This window comes from Marinihelvus fidelis, from assembly GCF_008725655.1.
GTDB classification, from domain to species: Bacteria; Pseudomonadota; Gammaproteobacteria; order Xanthomonadales; family SZUA-36; genus Marinihelvus; species Marinihelvus fidelis.
Genome location: NZ_VYXP01000002.1, coordinates 82,173 through 102,618, shown reverse-complemented (window position 1 = coordinate 102,618; position 20,446 = coordinate 82,173). Strand labels below are relative to the sequence as shown.

At 63.8% G+C, this 20,446-nt stretch carries 20 protein-coding genes; 13 read left to right on the top strand and 7 right to left on the bottom strand.

Going from position 1 to position 20,446, the window contains the following annotated elements; genetic code table 11:
- The first annotated feature begins 4 nt into the window (after window positions 1-4).
- The 4 genes from F3N42_RS01860 (at window position 5) to folE2 (ending at window position 5,255) form a co-directional block, all read left to right on the top strand.
- Entirely contained in the window at window positions 5-1,363 is a 1,359-nt protein-coding gene (locus F3N42_RS01860) for a PilX N-terminal domain-containing pilus assembly protein (protein WP_191621174.1), read from the top strand.
- A 151-nt stretch (window positions 1,364-1,514) separates the two neighbouring features.
- The gene (locus tag F3N42_RS01855; RefSeq protein WP_191621173.1) at window positions 1,515-2,870 is read left to right on the top strand and encodes a PilX N-terminal domain-containing pilus assembly protein; all 1,356 of its coding nucleotides are present in this window, start codon (window positions 1,515-1,517) and stop codon (window positions 2,868-2,870) included.
- A gap of 135 nt (window positions 2,871-3,005) precedes the next feature.
- Entirely contained in the window at window positions 3,006-4,085 is a 1,080-nt protein-coding gene (locus tag F3N42_RS01850; RefSeq protein ID WP_150862689.1) for a hypothetical protein, read from the top strand.
- Between the two features lie 186 nt (window positions 4,086-4,271).
- Window positions 4,272-5,255, top strand: a complete 984-nt coding sequence (gene folE2, locus F3N42_RS01845; protein ID WP_150862688.1) for a GTP cyclohydrolase FolE2 — start codon at window positions 4,272-4,274, stop codon at window positions 5,253-5,255.
- Between the two features lie 17 nt (window positions 5,256-5,272).
- Here the strand turns inward: folE2 and F3N42_RS01840 are convergent, their stop codons facing one another.
- The 3 genes from F3N42_RS01840 to gloB form a co-directional block, all read right to left on the bottom strand.
- Window positions 5,273-6,106, bottom strand: a complete 834-nt coding sequence (locus tag F3N42_RS01840; protein WP_224784630.1) for a M23 family metallopeptidase — start codon at window positions 6,104-6,106, stop codon at window positions 5,273-5,275.
- A 4-nt stretch (window positions 6,107-6,110) separates the two neighbouring features.
- Window positions 6,111-7,688 carry a lytic transglycosylase gene (locus tag F3N42_RS01835; protein WP_191621172.1) on the bottom strand — a complete coding sequence of 526 codons (1,578 nt, stop codon included), beginning with the start codon at window positions 7,686-7,688 and terminating at the stop codon, window positions 6,111-6,113.
- Between the two features lie 89 nt (window positions 7,689-7,777).
- A complete protein-coding gene (gene gloB / locus F3N42_RS01830; protein ID WP_150862686.1) occupies window positions 7,778-8,554 on the bottom strand; it encodes a hydroxyacylglutathione hydrolase in 777 nt (258 codons plus the stop codon).
- Window positions 8,555-8,648: 94 nt separating this feature from the next.
- Between gloB and F3N42_RS15695 the strand changes: the two genes are divergently transcribed.
- The 3 genes from F3N42_RS15695 to dnaQ are packed head-to-tail and all read left to right on the top strand — an operon-like array spanning window position 8,649 to window position 10,485.
- On the top strand, window positions 8,649-9,344 hold the full coding sequence (locus F3N42_RS15695) for a methyltransferase domain-containing protein (protein ID WP_150862685.1): 696 nt from the start codon (window positions 8,649-8,651) through the stop codon (window positions 9,342-9,344).
- A complete protein-coding gene (gene rnhA, locus F3N42_RS15690; RefSeq protein WP_224784688.1) occupies window positions 9,335-9,769 on the top strand; it encodes a ribonuclease HI in 435 nt (144 codons plus the stop codon). The genes F3N42_RS15695 and rnhA overlap by 10 nt, the downstream gene beginning before the upstream one ends.
- Window positions 9,769-10,485, top strand: a complete 717-nt coding sequence (gene dnaQ, locus F3N42_RS01815; protein WP_150862683.1) for a DNA polymerase III subunit epsilon — start codon at window positions 9,769-9,771, stop codon at window positions 10,483-10,485. Before rnhA ends, dnaQ begins: the two co-directional genes overlap by 1 nt.
- A gap of 48 nt (window positions 10,486-10,533) precedes the next feature.
- Here the strand turns inward: dnaQ and mltF are convergent, their stop codons facing one another.
- Window positions 10,534-12,093 (bottom strand): membrane-bound lytic murein transglycosylase MltF, encoded by a 1,560-nt coding sequence (gene mltF / locus F3N42_RS01810; protein WP_224784629.1) that lies wholly within the window; start codon window positions 12,091-12,093, stop codon window positions 10,534-10,536.
- Between the two features lie 76 nt (window positions 12,094-12,169).
- Here mltF and gltX point away from each other — a divergent pair, with 76 nt between their 5' ends.
- The 3 genes from gltX to F3N42_RS01795 all read left to right on the top strand — a co-directional run bounded on the left by gltX (window position 12,170) and on the right by F3N42_RS01795 (window position 14,993).
- Window positions 12,170-13,588, top strand: coding sequence for a glutamate--tRNA ligase (gltX, locus tag F3N42_RS01805; protein WP_150862681.1), 1,419 nt, complete (start codon window positions 12,170-12,172; stop codon window positions 13,586-13,588).
- 19 nt (window positions 13,589-13,607) lie between these two features.
- A complete protein-coding gene (locus F3N42_RS01800) occupies window positions 13,608-14,576 on the top strand; it encodes a helix-turn-helix transcriptional regulator (RefSeq protein ID WP_150862680.1) in 969 nt (322 codons plus the stop codon).
- 189 nt (window positions 14,577-14,765) lie between these two features.
- The gene (locus tag F3N42_RS01795; RefSeq protein ID WP_150862679.1) at window positions 14,766-14,993 is read left to right on the top strand and encodes a hypothetical protein; all 228 of its coding nucleotides are present in this window, start codon (window positions 14,766-14,768) and stop codon (window positions 14,991-14,993) included.
- 67 nt (window positions 14,994-15,060) lie between these two features.
- On the opposite strand, the gene F3N42_RS01790 is transcribed toward F3N42_RS01795, so the two are convergent.
- The 3 genes from F3N42_RS01790 to queG are packed head-to-tail and all read right to left on the bottom strand — an operon-like array spanning window position 15,061 to window position 18,280.
- The gene (locus F3N42_RS01790; RefSeq protein ID WP_224784628.1) at window positions 15,061-15,669 is read right to left on the bottom strand and encodes a carboxymuconolactone decarboxylase family protein; all 609 of its coding nucleotides are present in this window, start codon (window positions 15,667-15,669) and stop codon (window positions 15,061-15,063) included.
- 46 nt (window positions 15,670-15,715) lie between these two features.
- Entirely contained in the window at window positions 15,716-17,218 is a 1,503-nt protein-coding gene (locus F3N42_RS01785) for an aminotransferase class III-fold pyridoxal phosphate-dependent enzyme (RefSeq protein WP_150862677.1), read from the bottom strand.
- Between the two features lie 54 nt (window positions 17,219-17,272).
- Window positions 17,273-18,280 (bottom strand): tRNA epoxyqueuosine(34) reductase QueG, encoded by a 1,008-nt coding sequence (gene queG / locus F3N42_RS01780; protein ID WP_224784685.1) that lies wholly within the window; start codon window positions 18,278-18,280, stop codon window positions 17,273-17,275.
- Between queG and F3N42_RS15685 the strand changes: the two genes are divergently transcribed.
- The 3 genes from F3N42_RS15685 to tsaE are packed head-to-tail and all read left to right on the top strand — an operon-like array spanning window position 18,194 to window position 20,353.
- Entirely contained in the window at window positions 18,194-18,382 is a 189-nt protein-coding gene (locus F3N42_RS15685) for a hypothetical protein (protein ID WP_224784627.1), read from the top strand. The two genes, queG and F3N42_RS15685, sit on opposite strands and share 87 nt — an antisense overlap.
- Window positions 18,383-18,411: 29 nt before the next feature.
- Window positions 18,412-19,890, top strand: coding sequence for an NAD(P)H-hydrate dehydratase (locus F3N42_RS01775; RefSeq protein WP_318190943.1), 1,479 nt, complete (start codon window positions 18,412-18,414; stop codon window positions 19,888-19,890).
- Window positions 19,883-20,353: a tRNA (adenosine(37)-N6)-threonylcarbamoyltransferase complex ATPase subunit type 1 TsaE gene (gene tsaE, locus F3N42_RS01770; protein WP_224784626.1), complete on the top strand. Its 471-nt coding sequence runs from the start codon at window positions 19,883-19,885 to the stop codon at window positions 20,351-20,353. The genes F3N42_RS01775 and tsaE overlap by 8 nt, the downstream gene beginning before the upstream one ends.
- Window positions 20,354-20,446: the final 93 nt, after the last annotated feature.

Here is a 20,446-nt window from a genome sequence, read left to right as displayed (position 1 = left end):
GACTATGCAATCACGCAACCTTAAATCCATCCAGTTGCCGGCCAGGCAGCAGGGCATGGTCCTGTTACTGGGCCTGCTGCTGCTGCTGACGCTGACCATCCTGGGGGTTTCCAGTTTCCAGAATGCGAACCTGCAGGAGCGTAGCGCGAGCAACGCCCGTCTGCAATCGGTCGCCTTCGAAGCTGCCGCAGCCGGTGCGGCCAGCTCGATCAACTTTTTCGATGCCCAGCGCGATACCACGCCGGACGACCAGTGTGGTGCGCTTGATCACGTCGGCTGGGCCGATGCGACCGACTGGGTCGATGTCGGGTCAGTGGGTGACGCCACGCTCAAGCAGCGTATGTACTGCCTGGCGGATACCTACCCCTGTGTGGGCGAGTCTTGTGTCGAAGCCCGTCCGGCGCGTTCGCAGCTTTTCGTGCTGAGCCGTGGTGAAATTACCTCGGGCGGAGAAGTCGTCGCACAGCGCGACATCGAAGTCCGCCTGGCCGTGCTTGGTGACGGGCCGCCCATCGGCGGTGATGGTTGCGGCGCGATCTGCCTGCCCAGCTGTGAGCCTGGCGAGGACATGGAGTTTCCAAATTCCAACGCTTTCCGGGTGGACGGTAACGGTGGTCCTGCGATCACGGGCGGTTGCGATGAAATGACCGAAGCAATTGATGACGCGGTCAGGGATAACCGTATTGGCAACTATATTGGCGGAATCGCGACTGCCGCGCCGGGTGCTCCCTGGGACACGCCGGAGAATGTCTCTGCATTTTCCGACAATCTCGCGGCTTACGCACAGGCGGAACAGGCCATCAATGGAAACTGCCAAACGTTGTGCTATCACGAGGGCAACTATTCCGATAGTGGGAACAACGACTACGGTACCAATGAGGATCCTCAGATCACTTATATCGATGGGGATGCCAGTTTTGGTGGCAATGTTTCCGGCGCAGGAATCCTGTTCGTTACCGGGACGCTGAGTTGGAATGGTACGCCCAATTTCAATGGCCTGATGGTCACCCTGGGCGGCACGTTCCACATTGATGGTGGTGGCCAGGGTGGTAATTTCGGCGGCAGCGTGGTGATTCTGGGTACGGATGGTTCTGCGTTCACCGAGTCTGATTTCCAGAACACGGGCGGTGGTACCGGTGACTACGTTTATGATTGTCCGGCACTACTGGCTGCGCGCGATATGCTCGATTCTGCCGGTTTCCTGAACGATGGTAATGGTGACCCGATGTGGTCACCCGAGTGTGATGAGAGTGGCACGGGGACGCCATGGGAAGTGCCCCTGGAGTCGATCGGCGTGGCCAGCTGGCGTGAGAATGTCGGTTGGCGTGAAGAGTTCTTCGGTGCCGACGACGAAGAAGGATGAACACAATCTAAAAAAAGCTGTTACAGTACGTGTAGCCAAGAGGGCAACACGCTAATTATTTCCCAGGCGGCGACCCGGTCAGCGGTGACCGGGTCGACCTCCGGCAAGGATGCAACCAACAGGAATCGGGATGATTCCGGGAGATATGATCATGCAAACCGTACGTCACGGGTCCGTCCAGCTGCCGACCAAGCAACGGGGTATCGTCCTGCTTCTCGGCTTGCTTTTACTTCTCACACTCACCGTTCTTGGTATTTCCGGTTTCCAGAACGCCCATCTGCAGGAGCGGAGCGCCAGCAACGCGCGAATGCAGTCAATGGCGTTCGAAGCCGCATCAGCGGGTGCAGCCAACTCGCGAGGGTTCTTCCAGGCCCAGAAAGCCGGTACGCCGGATGACCAGTGTGGTGCGTTTGACCACGAAGGCTGGGATAACCCCACCGACTGGGTGTCGATGGGCACGGTCGGTAACGCGACGCTCAAGCAGCGCATGTACTGCCTTGCTGACGCCTACCCCTGCGGAGCCGGCGAAACCTGCGCCGAGACACGCCCGGGCCGGTCCCAGTTGTTTGTGCTCAGCCGTGGAGAGGTCGCATCAGGTGGCCAGATCGTCGCCCAGCGTGACATTGAGGTCAGGCTGAAGGTGAACGGCCAGGCCGGCCTTCCTACTGGCGACGGTTGTGGCGCGATTTGCCTGCCCAGCTGCGAACCAGGTGAAGACATGGTCTTTCCGAACTCGAACGCGTTCAGGGTTGACGGCGGTGGTGGTCCAGCCATTACCGGTGGCTGTGACGAAATGACCACGGCGATTGACGATGCGATTCGTGATAACCGTATCGGTAACTATATTGGCGGTATTGCCACATCGGCACCGGGCGCACCCTGGGATACGCCGGAGAACGTTGACGCCTTTTCCAATAACCTGTCGGCTTATGCACAGTACGAGCAGGGCATCTCCGGAAACTGCCAGACGCTGTGCTACCACGATGGTGATTATTCCGATATGGGGAACAACACTTACGGTACCAATGCTGACCCTCAGATCACCTACATTGATGGCAACGCGAGCTTTGGCGGCAATATTACCGGCGCCGGAATCCTGTTTGTTGTCGGCGACCTAAACTGGAACGGTACGCCCAATTTCAATGGCCTGATTGTCACATTGGGGGGCACATTCATGATTGACGGTGGCGGCAACGGTGGTGACTTTGGTGGCAGCGTGGTCATCCTGGGTACCGACGGTGCGGCCGGCGCATTCGTTGATTCCCAGTTCAATAACAATGGCGGCGGTACTGGCGATTACATTTACAACTGCGAGGCACTGCTGGCCGCGCGCGACATGGTTGACGCGGCAGGCTACCTGAACGATGCGCAGGGCAACCCGATGTGGGCGCCCGATTGCGACGAAAGCGGCAGTGGTACACCCTGGGAAGTCGAACCGGAAGACGTCGGTATTGCCAGCTGGCGTGAAAACGTGGGTTGGCGCGAGGAGTTTTACGGCTCCGACTGATCGGACCGGGCAGTCATTTAGGGTGGCGTTATATGAATGCGCCGTGGACGACGTTTGCTTAAGTAGAACGTTTCATTCAAGGAAGAATCCTGCGTTTTTGCAGGGCCGTTTGAGTCCAATGGGAGGGACAAGTTAATGACAGCTGTATCCATTTCTTCACGTATCGGAATCGTGCTCGCGTGCGCGGCGTTTTCTGCTACCGCTTTCGCCCAGGCGACATTTGTTGATGACTCGGGGTCGTTGGTCAGTGACGATTTCCTCGGCCTGGGAGCTTACGCCTCCGGCTCGTTCGTCGCACCACCCCTGTCGCTTGCCTCCGATGGCGGCCTGAATGTCAACATTAGCAAATTCGTCACGGACTCCCAGTCGGGCGTCACAACGGAATCAAACGCGGATCTTTTCGCTGCCGTCCAGGGCTCAACCTGGCCCGGCAACTTCGACAGCCCCGACGCGGTGCTGGCGACGTATGACTTCTCCGACGATGCGCTTTCACTGGAATTCAGCGACTTCGGCGGCGAAGGGGTTTGCACCTTTGGGCTGGAGATCGATTCCCAGTCTTCAATGGCCGGCTCTGCCACGTTTACCGCGCAGATCGAAGCGTTTGACAGTGACGGAGTCAGCCTGGGCGTGTTTACCGCGGAAAGCGACGCTGTGGGTGTCACCCGTTTCGTCGGCCTGGAGAGCCCGGAAGCCATGCACGCGGTTCGTGTGAGCGTTGTGGCCGTGGGTTCCCAGCCGATCGTGGGAACCATGGGCCTGTTCGCCGTTAACTCTCCGGCTTTTGCCGCTTGCGAGACCGAACCGGAAGAGCCAGAAGTCGCCGAAGTGGGTGTCGACATCCGGCCGCTGTCCAGCCATAACCTGATCAACACCTGTTCCAGCCTGCAAGTGCCGGTGGCGCTGTTGAGCACCGAGGAGTACGACGTGCTGGATCCGGAAACTGGCCTGGACTGGGATACGGTCATGCTTGAAGACGCCCCGGTTGCGACCATCGGCTGGTTTACCCAGTACCCGCTGTGCGCCGGTCTGGATGCCAACGGTGACGGCATGAAGGACCTGGTGTGCCTGTTCAAGCAGAGCGACATTGACAGCCTGGAAACGACCGATACCGAGGCGTCCGTGGTCGCGGTCAGCTGGGACGAGCAGGTGTTTGAGGGTGTTGACAGCGTCAACGTCGTGCACAAGTGCCCGCGCCGCTGGAGCTGGTGGCGCTAAGTCGCACATAGCAGCTCGCCGACGCAACGGCGAGCCAGGGGACAGGAAGGGGAGCCACCGGCTCCCCTTTCTTTTTGCGTGAAAGGCAGCAGGCGGCGGATAATAGGCGGTCCAGCGGCTGTCACCTGGTTGAAACAGGGCGGGTTCAGCCCGATATATGCAGGATTGAAACGGGAATTTTTTGCCATGAAAGCCAAGGACGATCTGCTGCGGCAGATGCCTGACATCGCCAACGAGTTGCTGCCGGATGTGTCCGGTACGCTGGACTGGGTGGGGATGAACGAGATCGAGGTGCCGGTGCGCATCGAGGATGACGCCGGGAACCTGATCCAGTCCACAGCGCTGGTGACGGCATTCGTTAACCTGGCCGATCCTGATGTGCGTGGTATTCACATGTCGCGCCTGTACCTGCACCTGGACCAGGCCTTCCGCGACCGGCCGCTGAGCCCGTCGGGCCTGCGGCAGATCCTGCGTTCCTTCCTGGAGTCGCACGAGGGCCTGAGCGATCGCGCACTGGTCCGGGTCGATTTTGATTACGTGGTCCGGCGCCGTGCGCTGGCCAGTGATAATGAGGGCTGGCGGCGTTACCCGGTGTCGATGATCGGCATCATGGAAGGGCAGGATTTCAACCTGGAGATGGGCCTGGAAGTGCTGTATTCCAGCACCTGCCCATGCTCTGCGGCGCTGGCGCGCCAGTTGATCCAGGAGCAGTTTGAGCGCGATTTCGCGGCCGGAGAGGCCATCGATTTCGAGCAGATGAAGGCCTGGCTGGGTTCCGAGCAGGGCATCGTGGCCACGCCACACAGCCAGCGTAGCGCGGCAGAATTACGCGTGCGCCTGATGCCTTCTTTCCAGATGTTCCCGATCGTTGAACTGATTGACCGTGTCGAGGGCGCGCTTCAGACGCCGGTCCAGTCAACAGTCAAGCGTGAAGACGAGCAGGCCTTTGCGCTGCTGAATGGCCAGAACCTGATGTTCTGCGAGGATTCAGGACGGCGGGTGAAGGCCGCGCTGGACAGGGACGAGCGCATCATCGACTTCTGGGCGCGCTGCACCCATTACGAGAGCCTGCACCCGCATAACGCGGTCTCTGTCGTCACCAAGGGCGTGGAGGGCGGTTTTGTCTCGGGTTCCGGCTCACCGGTGCGGGTCAAGCACTCCAGCGAATAGTTCTGACGCTTAAGCCTTCAGTCCCGGGCGGGCATTTCGCCAACCAGGGGCTGTGGGTCGACGCGTTTATCCAGCCAGTTCATGCGCCAGTCCAGGTGCGGGCCTGTCGCCCGGCCTGTGGCGCCGATCTTGCCGATCAGGTCGCCCTGGGCGACATCCTGGCCGACGGTCACGTCGACGGCGGACAGGTGCAGGAAGCTCGATGACAGCCCCATGCCGTGGTCCAGGACCACGGTGCCCCCCGAATAGTAGAGGTCCGGCTCGGCCAGGGTGACCACACCCGGGGCGGGTGCCGTGACCGGCGTGCCCGTGGGCGCGGCCACGTCGACACCAAAGTGCGGGCGGCGGGGTTCGCCGTTCAGGACCCGCTGGCTGCCGTAGAAGCCGCTCAGGCGGCCCGTGGCAGGCCAGGTGAAGCCGTCAGCGAAATCAGTACGGTCATCGCGCCGCGCACGCGCGGAGCTGACCATGGCGCCTTCACGGCGGATACGCGCCAGGGACTCCGGGTCAGGAGTCACGGTCTTGGGCGGCAGGCCGTCGACACGTTCGATGTTGTATTCGCGGGCCGCGATGGTGAGTTCGACAGATTCGGTTTCGGTGCCGGGTTCGAGGACCTGCAGGGTAACGGTGCCGGCATCGTCGCGGCCGAAGCCGAACACGAACTGGCCGTCTGCGGAGACCATCACGGCCTCCCCATCCAGCGTGACCTCTGAGCCGGGCAGGGCCTGGCCAAACATCAGTCCACCCTGGACGGGTTCACCTTTCAGTTCATAGCCCGCCGCCGCGCCGGCACCCAGGGTGAGTGCCAGCGTCAGTGTCAGTCTGAAAAAGGGCTGGGTGATGCCTGGCACCGGCTCAGAACATGATCTTCAGCGACTGGCCCGGCTGCAGCACGGAACCGCGGCTCAGGCCGTTCCAACGCATCAGGTCGTTGAGCTTGACCTTGTGCTTGCGGGCGATGCTCCACAGCGAATCGCCGCTGCGGACCGTGTAGTCACGTGACGCCGGCTGGCTGCTGCCGCGCGGCGCCGGGCTCTGGAACACGGTCAGGCGCTGGCCGGCGCGAATCATGCGCGGGTTGGAGATGTTGTTCCAGGCCTGCAGTTCCTTGACCGACACGTTATAACGTCGGGCAATGACCGACAGGCTGTCACCGCGGCGCACGGTGTAGGTGGTGCGGTCGGCGGCCAGCAGGCCGGACTGCAGTTCGGCCAGCTCGGCGGCGGCGGCCGCGTAACGCGGGTCGAGTGCCATCTGGCTGTCGCGCGGCAGGCGGATCTTCTGGCCGACATTGATGCGGTCCGACGCCAGGTCATTGGCGCTACGAATCACCGAGACCGGTACGTGGTGCACCTGCGCCAGCTTGGACAGCGTATCGCCGCTCTGCACCGTCACCTGGTCCCAGCGCATCAGCTCGGACGGGTTCCGGTTCTCCATTTTTTGTTCCAGTCGTTCGGCGGCGTCCACCGGCAGTACCACGCGGTAGGGGCCGTCTGGTGACGTGGCCCAGCGGTTGTAGCCAGGGTTCAGCGCGAAGACCTGGTCGATCGGCACTTCGGCCAGCTGGGAGACCAGGACCAGGTCGGTCTGGGTACCGAAATCCACCGCGGCGATCACCGGCTGGTCCGGCGTGTCGGGCATCTTGAAGCCGTATTCCTGCGCGTTCAGGAACAGGCAGGTCAGGCCCAGCATTTTTGGCACGTAGCCGCGGGTTTCTCGCGGCAGTTTCAGGTTCCAGAAGTCGCCCGGCTTGCCGTTGCGGACATTGCGCTTGACGGCGCGGGAGACGCGGCCCTGGCCCGAGTTGTATGCGGCCAGCGCCAGCAACCAGTCGCCTTCGAACATGTCGTTCAGGTACATCAGGTAATCGAGCGCGGCGTAGGTGGAGGCCCAGACATCGCGGCGGCCGTCGTACCACCAGTTCTGGTTCAGGCCGAAGTCGCGACCGGTGGCGGCGACGAACTGCCAGGCGCCCAGGGCACGGCCGCTGGAATAGGCGAAGGGGTCATAGGCCGACTCGACGATCGGCAGCAGGGCCAGTTCGCCCGGCAGGCCGCGGAACTCGAGTTCCTCGACGATGAAATAGATCCACGGCTCGGCTCGCTTGAACACGCGGGCCATGTACTCGGGGCGGTCGGCATACCACTGCGCCCAGTCACGGCTGGCCTCGTGGGAGGCGCAGTCGGGCAGGGCGAAGGAGTGCATCATGCGCTCCCAAGGGGATTCGTGAACATGCGCGTCGGCCACCGGCGTGGCGGCGGGTTCACGGGCAAGTTTAGGTAAATGATCGTCGACCGACTCGGCGCGCTCGGGAGTGGCGGCGGTCTTCATGCGCGGTTCGGTGGTCAGGTCGGTGGGCGGGGATTGCGGCGCGGTGGTCGCGCAGCTCGCCAGCACCAGGCCCGCCAGGGGCAGCATCCAGCGTAAAGACACGGCAACTCCAGACAACATGTCATTATTGTGACGCTGCATTATGGCCAATTCCAATCGAAAATCAAGGTTTTAGCATTTTCTTAACAAGTTCATGAACGGTCCTTCCAGGCGCGGATTGCGGCCATGGTGGAGGCGCCCGGGCCGGCCCCGGCGTCGTGCCGGCGTGCGGCGGTGACCACCGCCGGTTCGCGCGTCCGCATGAATGGGTTGGTGCGAAGTTCGTCTTTGATCGTGGATGGCAGGGTCGGGTGGCCCTGCGCGCGGAACTCGCTGGCCTGCTCTGCACGTTCGGCCAGGGCGGCATTGTCCGGCTCGACCTGCAGCGCGAACGCGCAGTTGGCGACGGTATATTCGTGTCCACAGTAGATTTTCGTTTCGCCGGGCAGGGTAGCTAGCTTGTCCATCGCACGCTGCATATCGTCCGCGGTGCCTTCGAACAGCCGCCCACAGCCCACACTGAACAGCGTGTCACCGGTGAATGCCGCGCCGTGGCCGACGAAGGCAATATGGCTGCGCGTGTGCGCCGGAACGTCGAACACGTTGAACGACAGGCCCAGCGACTCCACGCTCACGGTGTCGCCTTCGTGGCAGCGTGTGCACCAGTCACCCAGGCGATCGTCCGCGGGGCCGTACACGGGCACGTCGAACTGTTCCAGCACGCCGGGTACGCCGTCCGCATGGTCCCAGTGGTGATGGGTCAGCAGGATGGCGTCGGGCGCCAGGCCGCGTGCGGCCAGCACGTCCAGCACGGGTTCGTGGTCACCGGGGTCGACGATGACGCAATGATCACCACCGCGGTGCAGCAGCCAGATGTAGTTGTCGTTGAAGGCGGGAATGGGTTCGATGACGAGGTCTTCGGGGTGCACGAATGCGATTCTCCGTGGTGGCGGTTGAGCGCGGTCGGGTCAGCGCTTATGCTTGTGCCTGTCATCGCCCAAGTCAACTGATAAGGCGCTTCGGATGGGCCCGCGCAAGCTCCCTGCAGACCACGATTCCCGCGGCTTTACCGCCGCCAAGGATGAGTTGTGCCGGGTAATCGACGCACTTGGGCCTTACCGGGTCCTGGTGGTCAGTACCCGGCCTGGCGTGTTCGAGGGGCTGGCGCATGGTCAGCGAACTCGCGTCTTCCGGGTCGCCCCGGCGGTCTCTGGCGCGCATTCGGCGGGCGGGTGTGTCGCGGTCAGCCTACGCGCGCTGGCGTTCCAGTCCGAGGTCTTCGACCTGGTCGTCGCCCATGGCCTGGTAAAGGACGGCGATGAACGGCTGCTGGGCGAGCTGCGCCGGGTGCTCAAGCCCGGCGCTCACCTGCTGGTGCTGGGGCCTGGACGGTACGGTTTTGGGCGCTGGCGACGCGACCAGCGCGGCCTGCAGTCAATCCGGCCGTGGCGGCTATGCCAGCGATTGCGCCAGCGCTCTTTCGTGCTCGAGTCGAGGGCGGGGCTGGGTATCGCCGGTACGAGCATGAATGCCCGCGATGGCTGGCGGCGCCTGCTGTTCGGATTCGCCGACCAGGTAGCCGTGCTGGCGCGACTGAGCCCGGTCCGGCCCATTGTCAGCCGGGTCCGTTTCGCCCGGCCGGCGTCCAGTGGCGCCGGCGTGCAGGCGATGGAGTCCGCGCTGGAACAAACCATGAATCGCAAGGAACAATCGGCTTGAATCGAATTTCGCTGTATACCGACGGCGCCTGCAGTGGCAACCCGGGCCCGGGAGGCTGGGGCGCGCTGCTGATCTGGGGCGAGCACCGCAAGGAGCTCAACGGTGGCGAGGCCGCCACCACCAACAACCGCATGGAACTGCGCGCGGTGATCGAGGGCCTGAAGGCCATCACGCGGCGCGAGCCGGTGACCATTTATACCGACTCGACCTATGTCATGAAGGGCGTCACCGAGTGGATGCGGGGCTGGAAGGCGCGTGGCTGGAAAACCGCCTCCAGGCAGCCGGTCAAGAACCGTGACCTGTGGGAGGCGCTGGACGCGGCGCTCCAGGGCCACGATGTCAGCTGGACCTGGGTCAAGGGTCATGCCGGGGACCCGGGCAACGAACGCGCCGATGAACTGGCCCGTGCGGGGATCCGACGCTGATGCGCCAGATCGTCCTCGATACCGAAACCACCGGCCTGGAAACCCGCGACGGCCACCGCATCATCGAAATCGGCTGCGTCGAACTGGTGGAGCGCCAGCTGACCGGCAACAATTTCCACGAGTACATCAATCCCGAGCGCGCGGTCGATGCCGGCGCGCTGGAAGTGCACGGCATCAGTAACGAGTTCCTGGCCGACAAGCCCCGTTTCGGCGAGATCGCGGAGCGCTTCCTCGAGTATGTCGATGGCGCGGAGCTGGTGATTCATAACGCCGCGTTCGACCTGGGCTTCCTCGATTACGAGTACGGCATGCTGGGCATGACCCGGCCGCCGTTCAGCGAGCGCCAGCCGGTGATCGATACGCTGGAACTGGCGCGTTCGGAGCGGCCCGGCCAGCGCAACAACCTGGATGCCCTGTGCAAGGCGTACGAGGTCGACAACACCAGCCGGACCCTGCATGGCGCCTTGCTCGACGCCGAGATTCTGGCTGACGTCTACCTGGCGATGACCGGCGGCCAGGTCGCGCTGGGGCTGAGTATGGATTCAGACGGGCCGGATACCCGGGAACTCGAGGCCGCGGCAGGGCAGGTTGAGCGCCCCCCGGTGCGGGTGCTGCGCGCGAGCGAGGAAGAGATTGCCCTGCACGAAGCCCGGTTGGCCGACATCAAGTCGTCCAGTGGCGATTGTCTCTGGCTGGATCAGCTGGCGCAGGAATGAAAGCGGCGCCGTGAGCGCCGTGGGGACTAGGGTTGCCGGGGCCGCCGTTCAGGGTGCGGCCATCATCCGCGAGGCAAGCAGGGGGTGCGCGCGGGTATCCATCCACACCAGCGTGTCATAGAAACGGCCGATATTGCGAACGTACTGCTGCGCTTCGTGGCCACGGGCGTAGCCGTAGCGGAGCGTGGAGTGGTACGGCTCCTTGGCCAGCAGCGGCAGGTGTTTCTCGACGTCCGCCCAGCGGTCCGGGTTGCCACCCAGGCGCTCGGTCAGGACGCGGGCGTCTTCCAGGCTGCCGAAGCCCAGGTTGTAGGCGGCCAGCGCGAAATAGGTCCGGTCCGGCTCGGCGATGCGCTCGGGCAGCTTGTCACGCAGGTAGACCAGGTAACCGGCGCCGCCACGGATGCTCTGCAGCGGGTCTTCGCGGTTCGACAGTCCCATCTGGTTGGCCGTGTTCAGCGTCAGCATCATCAGGCCACGTACGCCGGTCGGCGACACCGCGGCCGGATCCCAGTGGGACTCCTGGTACGCCATCGCGGCCAGCAGGCGCCAGTCCAGGTCGTGTTCTTCGGCGACCTCCTGGAACAGCGGCAGCCATGGCGGCAGGCGCTCACGGACACGCTCGACAAAGCGCAGCATGCCCACCTGGTTGAGTTTCTGGCGTGGCCGGAAGAAACGTTCGTCAATCGCCGCCAGCACGCCGTCGGCGCGGGCGTGGCGCATGAACAGTTCGGCCTGCTGGACCAGGCTGTCGTCGTCATCGCGGGCGAAGGCCCAGGCCAATGGCTCGGCGGGGCCCAGGTCGAAGGCCTCGCGGACATTCGGGTAGAACTGGCTGTTGACCAGGAAGATGCGTTCATCGACCAGCGTGTAGTCAATGCGGCCCTCGTCGACGGCCAGCAGCAGGTCTTCCATGCCGGCGTCGTTACGCGATGACCAGTTCAGCTCGGGCTGTTCGGCGGATGCCGCCAGCAGTTGCTCTTCGTAGCTGGTGCCGGCGACCACGGCACCCTGCAGGCCCGCCAGGTCGGCCAGTTTGCGCGGTTTGCGGATGCCGCAGCGCACCACCACCTGGGTGTGGGTATCGGCATAGGCCGGGCCGAAGCGGAATTTCAGTTCGCGCGAAGGTGTGCGCGTCAGGTTGGCCGCGATCAGGTCGCCTTCGCCGGCTTCGAGCAGATGCTCCAGGTCGGTGAACGCGTCGGCAACCCGGACTTCGATATCAACACCCAGGTGTTCGGCAAACTGCTGCGCCAGTTCGTACTCGGGGCCGGTATCGCCCTGGGCGCCGGTGAAATAACTGCTGGCGCCGCTTCGGGTCAGCATGACCAGCGCGCCGCGGTCACGTATCTCGTCCACGCGCGACACGGCCGGTGCGTCTTCACCCTTCAGCCACGCGAACGCGCCCGCCACGCACACGAGTGCGACTGGCAGGCACAGGACGGCCCAGCGGGTTTTAAAGGGGTTTGGAAGCACGCGGAGAGACCGTGTGTACAAAAGGGGCGCAAATAATACCGCAAAAACGACCCGAATGCCATAGGTCACTGATTCGCTTGGAGACAGGTATTCAATTGAGCGCCTGTGGCCTTCGGCCGGCGCGTGGTTCATGGCATACACGGCACACCACGATGACGTAAAATGCGCCTTTTTCCGGCCCGATGCCGCTGCAGCAGAATTCAAGACCATGACCACCACCCGTACCCGATTCGCGCCCAGCCCCACGGGCTTTCTACACGTTGGCGGCGCGCGTACCGCGCTGTTCTGCTGGCTGCAGGCCCGTCACGAGCAGGGCGATTTCGTGCTGCGCATCGAAGACACCGACCTTGAGCGTTCGACACCGGAGTCCGTGCAGGCCATCCTGGACGGCATGGAATGGCTGGAACTGGACCACGACGAGGGGCCGTTTTACCAGACCCGCCGGTTCGACCGTTATGCCGAGGTGGTCGAGCAGCTGCTGGCGGAGGGCAAGGCCTATCACTGCTGGTGCTCGAAAGAGCGCATCGATGCATTGCGCGAAGAGCAGATGAAGCAGGGTGTAAAGCCGCGTTACGATGGCCATTGCCGCGATGGTGGCGAGCCGGTTGCCGGTGTTAAACCGGTCGTGCGCTTCCGCAACCCGCGCGAAGGCCACGTGCGCTTTGACGACCGCGTGCGCGGCACCATCGTCATCAGCAACGACGAACTGGATGACCTGGTGATCGCGCGCCCTGACGGGTCGCCGACCTATAACTTCACCGTGGTGGTCGATGACTGGGACATGAAGATCAGCCTGGTCATCCGTGGCGATGACCATATCAACAACACGCCGCGGCAGATCAATATCTACGAGGCCCTGGGCGCCACGCCGCCGCAGTTCGCCCACGTGCCGATGATCCTGGGCGATGATGGCGCGCGGCTGTCCAAACGCCACGGTGCGGTCAGCGTGATGCAGTACCGTGACCAGGGTTACCTGCCGCACGCGCTGAACAACTACCTGGTCCGGCTGGGCTGGTCGCATGGCGACCAGGAAGTGTTCACCCGGGACGAGATGGTCGAACTGTTTTCCATCGACGCGGTGAACCGCAAGGCGGCCGCGTTTGACCACGAGAAGCTCAACTGGCTCAACCAGCACTGGATGAAGACCCTGCCGCCTGCGGACGTCGCGCCGCACCTGGCCTGGCAGTTCAACGACCTGGGCATCGACACCGACAATGGTCCGAGCCTGGAAGACGTGGTCAGCGTGCAGGCCGAACGCGTGAAGACGCTGCGCGAGATGGCCGAGCAGAGCCGGGTCTTCTTCGAGGATTTCGACGCCTTCGATGCCGGCGCGGCAAAGAAGCACCTGCGGCCGGTGGCGGAGACGCCGCTGCGCGCCATCCGCGAGGCGCTGCGTGACCTGGGTGACTGGTCCCCGGCGGCGCTGGACGACACGGTCCGCGCGGTGGCGGCCGAACTGGAGGTCGGCATGGGCAAGGTGGCGCAGCCATTGCGCGTGGCACTGGCCGGTTCTGGTGTATCGCCGTCGATCGACAAGACGCTCTGGCTGGTGGGACAGGATCGCGCGCTGGCAAGAATCAGCCACGCGCTCGAATACATCGCGGTTCGCGCCGCTGAGCAGGCCTGAACGGGAGGCGCCGGTTTCCATGTCCAAAGTCGAGCGCCTCTACCACCTGCACAACATCCTGAGCCAGCGGCGTACGCCGATCTCGCGGCAGGAGTTGATGGAACGCCTGGAGTGCTCGCAGGCCACGCTGTACCGGCTGGTCGGCGAGTTGCGGGATTTCCTTGGCGCGCCCATCGAGCAGGATCCGGACAATCGCGGCTTTTATTACGACCGCAGTTATGACCAGCCTTTCGAGTTGCCGGGTATCTGGATCAGTCCCGACGAATTGCAGGCGCTGCTGACCGCGCGGCAGGTGCTGGGCGATGTGCAGCCCGGCCTGCTCGAAGGCGAGCTGTCGTCGTTGCAGTCACGGATTTCTTCACTGCTGCAACAAAAGGGCGTGGAAACCGGGGAAGGGGAGTCGCGCATTCATATCCAGGCGGTGGCCGGGCGCGCGGTTCCGGGGCGGCTGTTCCAGGATATTCTGGGCGCGCTGGTCGGGCGCCAGCGCCTGCATATTGTCTACCATGGCCGTGGCCGCGACGAGGTCAGTGAACGCCAGGTTTCACCACAGCGTCTCACCCAGTACCGCAATTCCTGGTACCTGGATGCCTGGTGCCACGGCGCTAACGGGTTGCGGAGTTTTGCGCTGGAGCGTATCAGTGAGCAACGCCTGCTGGACGAGGCGGCCAGGGAACTCCCCGCGGAAGAACTGGCGGAACACTACGACCAGTCCTACGGCATTTTCTCCGGCCCGGCGCGGCACAAGGCGCGCATCCGCTTTTCTGCCGAAATGGCGCGCTGGGTGGCAGACGAGCAGTGGCACCCGGACCAGGTGGGTGAGTATGACGACAGCGGTTCCTGGGTCCTGGAAGTGCCCTTCAGTGACGCCCGGGAACTGGTCATGGATATCCTGCGTTACGGGCCAGAGGCAGAGGTGCTGGCGCCCGGTTTCCTGCGTGAAGCCGTGGCCGAATCGGTCCGGGCGACGGCGCTGAAGTACGACTGATCCGCTGTGGCCAGCCGGCCGCCCGGCTTTCTCTGAACCGCTAATGCTTTTAAAACAATGATTTAACGGCGTTTGCCATTAAAGGTGTATTAATATACAGTAGTGTGTAAATCAACACTGTATGACGGTTCTCAGGGTTTGAGAACAGGTGGTGGTCCAATAGCCACCAACGTCAGGGGAGAAACACCGATGCTGTATCAACCATTGATCGAAGCGAAGTACCACGAAACCCGCCTGCCGGCAGGGGAACCGGATGTTCCCGTGCGGGTGGTCGAGGCGGAGCAGGGCGTGTCCACGTCCCGAACCCCATTCGTCCTGGCTCTCTCCGTGGCCGGTAATGTCGTTGCCGGTGCCGCCTGGTTGGGCGCGCTGTTGATGGCGCCCATGTGGATGGAGCGCTTGCTGTCGGTGTTGTGATCGCCTCTCGGCGCATCCGGGGGCGGCCCCTCTCCGAGCCGCCCCCGGTTTTTTAACCGTTCAGCTTTTATTCGGCGGGTGACGTGTCGTCGTTTGTGACATGCTTGCCGCCGGTCCAGCCGCCCCGTGCGAGGACGGCGTCCCCCAGCGCTTTCGGCGCGTCTTCCAGGTCGGTGGCCATGGAGTCATTCCAGCGGTTCAGGAACCCGTAAAGGCACACGGCCCCCAGGATCTGCACGATCTGGGCCTCGGACCAGTGTTCATTCATGGCGGCCATCAGTTCGGCGTCCACGGCATTGGGCACCGCACCGGCGGCCAGGGCGAAGTCCAGCGCGACACGCTCAGCTGGTGTGTAGAGCGGGCTGGTGCGGTATTCCCAGACGGCCTCGACCTTTTCCGGCGCAATGCCATGAATCTCTGCGGCGATCAGCGAATGCGCCTCGCAGTACTGGCAGCCCGCGGCACGACTGGAAAAGTGCGCCACAAGGCGCATGAAGCCCAGGTCGACGTCGCCATCAGGGTCCATGACCGCGCGAGTCAGCGCACCGAAGCCCTTCACCATGGCCGGCCGCCGCTGCATGGTCAGCAGGCTGTTGGGGACGAAGCCCAGGATGCGTTCAAACAGGGCGAAATCATCATTGAGTTCCGGCGTCGTCGTCGCCGGAAGTGGTTTCATATGAGCCAATTCGCGAATTCCAGTTCGTGTTAGTCGATCACCGTGTTCAGGCGGCTTCGGACGCGGCCCTGGCCGGGCCATTCAGCAGCGCGTCGCGGGTCGCGTCGATGACCAGGTCGACCTCTTCGGATGTCATCAGCAGGTAGGGTGTGTAGCGTAGCGCGTTCATGCCGCCATGGATCACGTTGACGCCCTGTTTGCGAATGTATTCTTCCGTCGAGCCCGCGCCGTAGCACTTGTACAGGGTCGGGTTGAGCTCGGCGCTGACAAGCAGGCCCGTGCCCTGCACCTGGGTGATGCGCTGGCCGGTCTCGGCCTGGAGCTGCTTGAGTTTTGCGACCATTTCGGCGCCACGCTCCTCAACATTGCGGCGAAGTTCCGGTGTCAGCGAGTTCAGTACGGAGACGGCGACATCCAGCGCCCGCGGGTTCGTGGTCATGGTGTTGCCATACACGCCCTTGCGGTAAATCGCCGCCGTATCCTCGGTCAGCGCGACCACGGACAGCGGGTACTGGCCGGCGTTCAGCGCCTTCGACCAGGTTTCCATGTCCGGCGCGTCCAGTGTTTCGAAGCCCGGGTAATCGATGATCGACAGCACGCCGTGCGCGCGCAGGCCGGCCTGGATGGAGTCGACCAGCAGCAGCGCGCCATGTTCGCGGGTCAGTTCGCGGGCGCGGGCATAGAACTCTGGCGTGACCGGCATGCCGGGGTTGCCTTCGCCCATGACGGGCTCCAGGAACATGGCCTCGATGAAAATGCCGTTGTCATTGGCGTACTTGAAGACCTGCTCAAGCTGCTCGACGTTGTTGGGTTCAACCGTGATCAGGCTGTCCTGGTCGCGGAAGGACGCCAGGTTCTTGCAGTACACCTTGCGGGTGGAGTCCGAGTAGCGCGCCGGGCGGTCGGTCCGGCCGTGAAATGCGCCGGCCAGGCCCAGGTGCTTGATCGGCTGGTTGGCGTTTTCGCCCCCCGGGTCGGTGCGGTCCTTGGCGTTGATGTCGGCGATGCGAGCGGCCAGCGTCACGGCTTCGGAGCCGCTGTTCAGGCACAGGTAGTGACGGTACGGGTTGCCGTCCTTGCGCCGGTGGCCGACCTCGCGGTCCAGGGCATCGGCGAAGCGCTTCTGGCTCAGGTTCGGCGTCATGATGTTGGCCATGACGTGCGGCTGGCTCATCGCCGAGATCACCGCATCCGGGGTGTGGCCAAAGCCGAGCATGCCGTAACCGCCGCAGTCATAGAGCACGGCGCCTTTCAGCGTGATGATCCACGGCCCGCGGGCGGCCAGCGAGACATAGGGATTGACCGCGTCATCGGCATAGAAATTGACGTACTCGGCCTGGATCTCGGCCAGCTGGTCGCATTCGTCCATGGCCAGCAGTTCAGGAAACTCGTCTCTCAGCGCATCGAATTGTCGTCCGGCATCTTCAATCGCGGCCACCAGTTGCGGGTCACGGCGTATGAAATCAGCGATGGTGTCATCGGACAGTCCTTGGGTGAGCGCGGCGCCGCCGTGCTCGCGAAGCATCTTGAGCGTGTTGAGAGAGTTCATTATGTGCTTTCCACGGGTCAATCTGGAGTGGCGGCCAGTATATCGCAGCCGCCGTTACGCCGCCTGTCCACGCTGGCGCGCCAGCGCCCAGGCGACATGCTCACGCACCAGGGCCGAGGGGTGATCGGCGCGGCGCTCAAGTGCGTCCACGTTTTCTAGCGATGGGGCCGCGTTTCCCAGTGCAACGGCAATATTACGCAGCCAGCATTCATGGCCGATGCGGCGGATCGCGCTGCCCGCGGTCCGCGCCAGGAATTCGGCCTCGTCCCAGGCAAACAGCTCGCGCAGCTGCGGTGCTTCCAGGCCATTGCGGGGGGTGAAATCTTCCTCCGCTGTCGGCGTGGCGAAGCGGTTCCACGGGCACACCGCCTGGCAGTCGTCACAGCCGTAAATCCGATTGCCCATCAGCGGCCGCAGTGGCTCCGGAATGGGGCCGCGCAGTTCGATAGTGAGGTAGGAAATACAGCGCCGCGCATCAACACGGTAAGGGGCGACAATGGCGCCGGTCGGGCAGACGTCCAGGCAACGGCGACAGTTGCCGCAGTGCTCGTCACCGGGCTCGTCCATCGGCAGCGGCAGGTCGGTATAGATCTCACCGAGGAAGAACCAGCTGCCGGCTTCCCGGTTGAGCAGGTTGCTGTGCTTGCCGATCCAGCCCAGGCCGGCTTTTTCCGCCAGCGCTTTCTCCAGCACCGGTGCGGAATCAACGAACACGCGGTAGCCAAACGGGCCGATGGCAGACTCGATCCGGCTGGCCAGCTTCTGCAGGCGGTTGCGCATGACCTTGTGATAGTCGCGGCCAAGCGCGTAGCGGGACACGAAGCCGGTTTCATCCTGCTCGAGCAGGCCAAAGACATCGTCCTCGCCATCCGGCATGTAATCCATGCGTGCGGAGATCACCCGGACGGTGCCCGGGATCAGTTCCGATGGCCGGCTGCGGCGGGTGCCGTGGCGTGACATGTAGTCCATTTCGCCATGCATGCCGTCGGCCAGCCAGGTCTGCAGCCAGGCCTCGTGCTGGTCGAGCTGGGTGTCGGTGATGCCGAGTTGCTGGAAGCCCAGTTCACGGCCCCATTGCTTGATCTCGGTCGCCAGTTGCGCGGTGTCGATAATGCGGCTCCGGATTGCGGAAATCGTGGCTCGCGGCAGGGGCGCTCCATATAATGCGCTGCATGTCCGCGATCCCGGAAAGATTGTATACCGCGGCGGCCGTGCGCCGCCTCGACGAACTGGCCATCGAGGCCGGCGGCGGCGATGGCTACGCGCTGATGTGCCGGGCAGGGCAGGCGGTCGTCAACGTCGCGAGACAGCACTTCCCGGACGCCCGGCGGTGGCTGGTGGTCTGCGGCGCCGGCAATAACGGCGGCGACGGCTATGTCATCGCCCGTCTCGCCAGCGCACTGGGTATCGACGTAGCTGTCGTGGCGCTGCGGCAACCGGAGCAGCTTTCGGGCGATGCTGGGCGTGCCGCGGCGGACTGGCGAGCCTGCGGTGGCGAAACCGTGCCGTGGTCGGGCGAACTGCCCGCGGCCGACCTGGTGATCGATGCATTGCTGGGAACCGGGCTGGCGCGCGTGGTCGAAGGCCAGTGGGCCACGGCCATCAAGGCCATAAACAACCATCGGGCGGCAACCGTGTCCGTTGATGTCCCCTCGGGGCTGGGCGCGGACACCGGCCACATCCATGGCGTATCCGTCAGCGCCGATGTCACCGTGACCCTGGTCGGCATGAAGCGCGGCCTGCTCACCGCGGATGGCCCCGACTGCGCCGGAAAGGTGGTGTTCGACACCCTGAAGGTGCCCGATACCATATATGACGCGCTGGATGGTGATCGGGCAGTGGGCCGGCGAATGGACAGGGCCGACATTGGCCGGCTTTTACCGCGGCGACGGCTCAACAGTCACAAGGGATTGTTCGGGCACGTGGTCGTTGTCGGCGGCAACCGCGGCATGAGTGGAGCCGCGCGCCTGGCTGGTGAGGCCGCGTTGCGGGCCGGCGCCGGACGGGTCACGGTGGCCACGCACCCCGTGCACGCGCACTGGCTCAACCTGGCGCGGCCGGAACTGATGACCCTGGCCGTGGAGGGCGGTGATGATGTCCCCCCGCAGCCCTCGGATAGTGATGTTATCGCGCTGGGTCCCGGCCTGGGCAAAGATGGATGGGCCCGGTCGCTGGTGCCGGAATGCCTTGGGCGTACGACTGCCCTTGTGGTGGACGCGGATGGGCTGAACCTGCTCGCGGCGTTACGCGACTCGATGGCCTGGCCCCGGAAGGGCGAGTGGGTCATCACCCCCCATCCCGCCGAGGCCGCCCGCCTGCTGGGGCAGTCCACGGCCGTGGTGCAGGCAGACCGTTTCGCGGCCGCCGCCACACTGGCGGAGCAGTACGGCGCCGTGGTGGTACTCAAGGGCTGTGGCACCGTGGTCGCTGCGCCCGATGGTCGCTGGTCGCTGTGCGCGCTGGGCAATCCGGGCATGGCCACGGCCGGGGCAGGGGATGTGCTCACCGGCGTTGTCGCGGCCATGTTGGCACAGGGCCTGCCCGCGTATGATGCAGCCTGCGCGGCCGTAGTGGCCCATGCCGCGGCAGGTGATGTGGCGGCCCGTAACGGCCAGGTCGGTCGCCTGGCACTGGATTTCTGTGACGCACTACCGGGAGTACTGGATGTCTGAAGCGGCTTGCAGCGTGGTGATGGGTGAGGTGCAGATGACCGCGCTGGCGGCGCGGCTGGCACCGGCGCTCAAGCCCCCGTTTTGCCTGCACCTGCATGGCGACCTGGGCGCCGGCAAGACCACGTTTGTCCGCGCCCTGATCCAGGGCATGGGCTATGCGGGCCGCGTGAAGAGCCCGACATACGGACTGCTGGAGCACTACCCGTTGGCGGATGTGCAGGTGTTGCACCTGGACCTGTACCGTATCGGCGATCCGGAAGAGCTTGAATTCCTGGGCATTACCGACCTGTTCGACGAGAAGACGGTGCTGCTCGCGGAGTGGCCAGAGCGCGGAGGCGCGCTGTTGCCCGCGGCGGACGCCGTGCTTGAGTTCAATCATTCCGGAACAGAGCGTCGCGTTACGATATTGCCGTATTCAAGTTCCGGTAATGCCTTATGTCATTCTTTTCAGAGGCTTCTTTAAACTTCCATTCTAGTTAACCCCTCTATCCAGCGGTTTTTCATAGAAAAACTGTTGCAATTTCCGGAAATTCGATTCATCATTACCATGACCGAC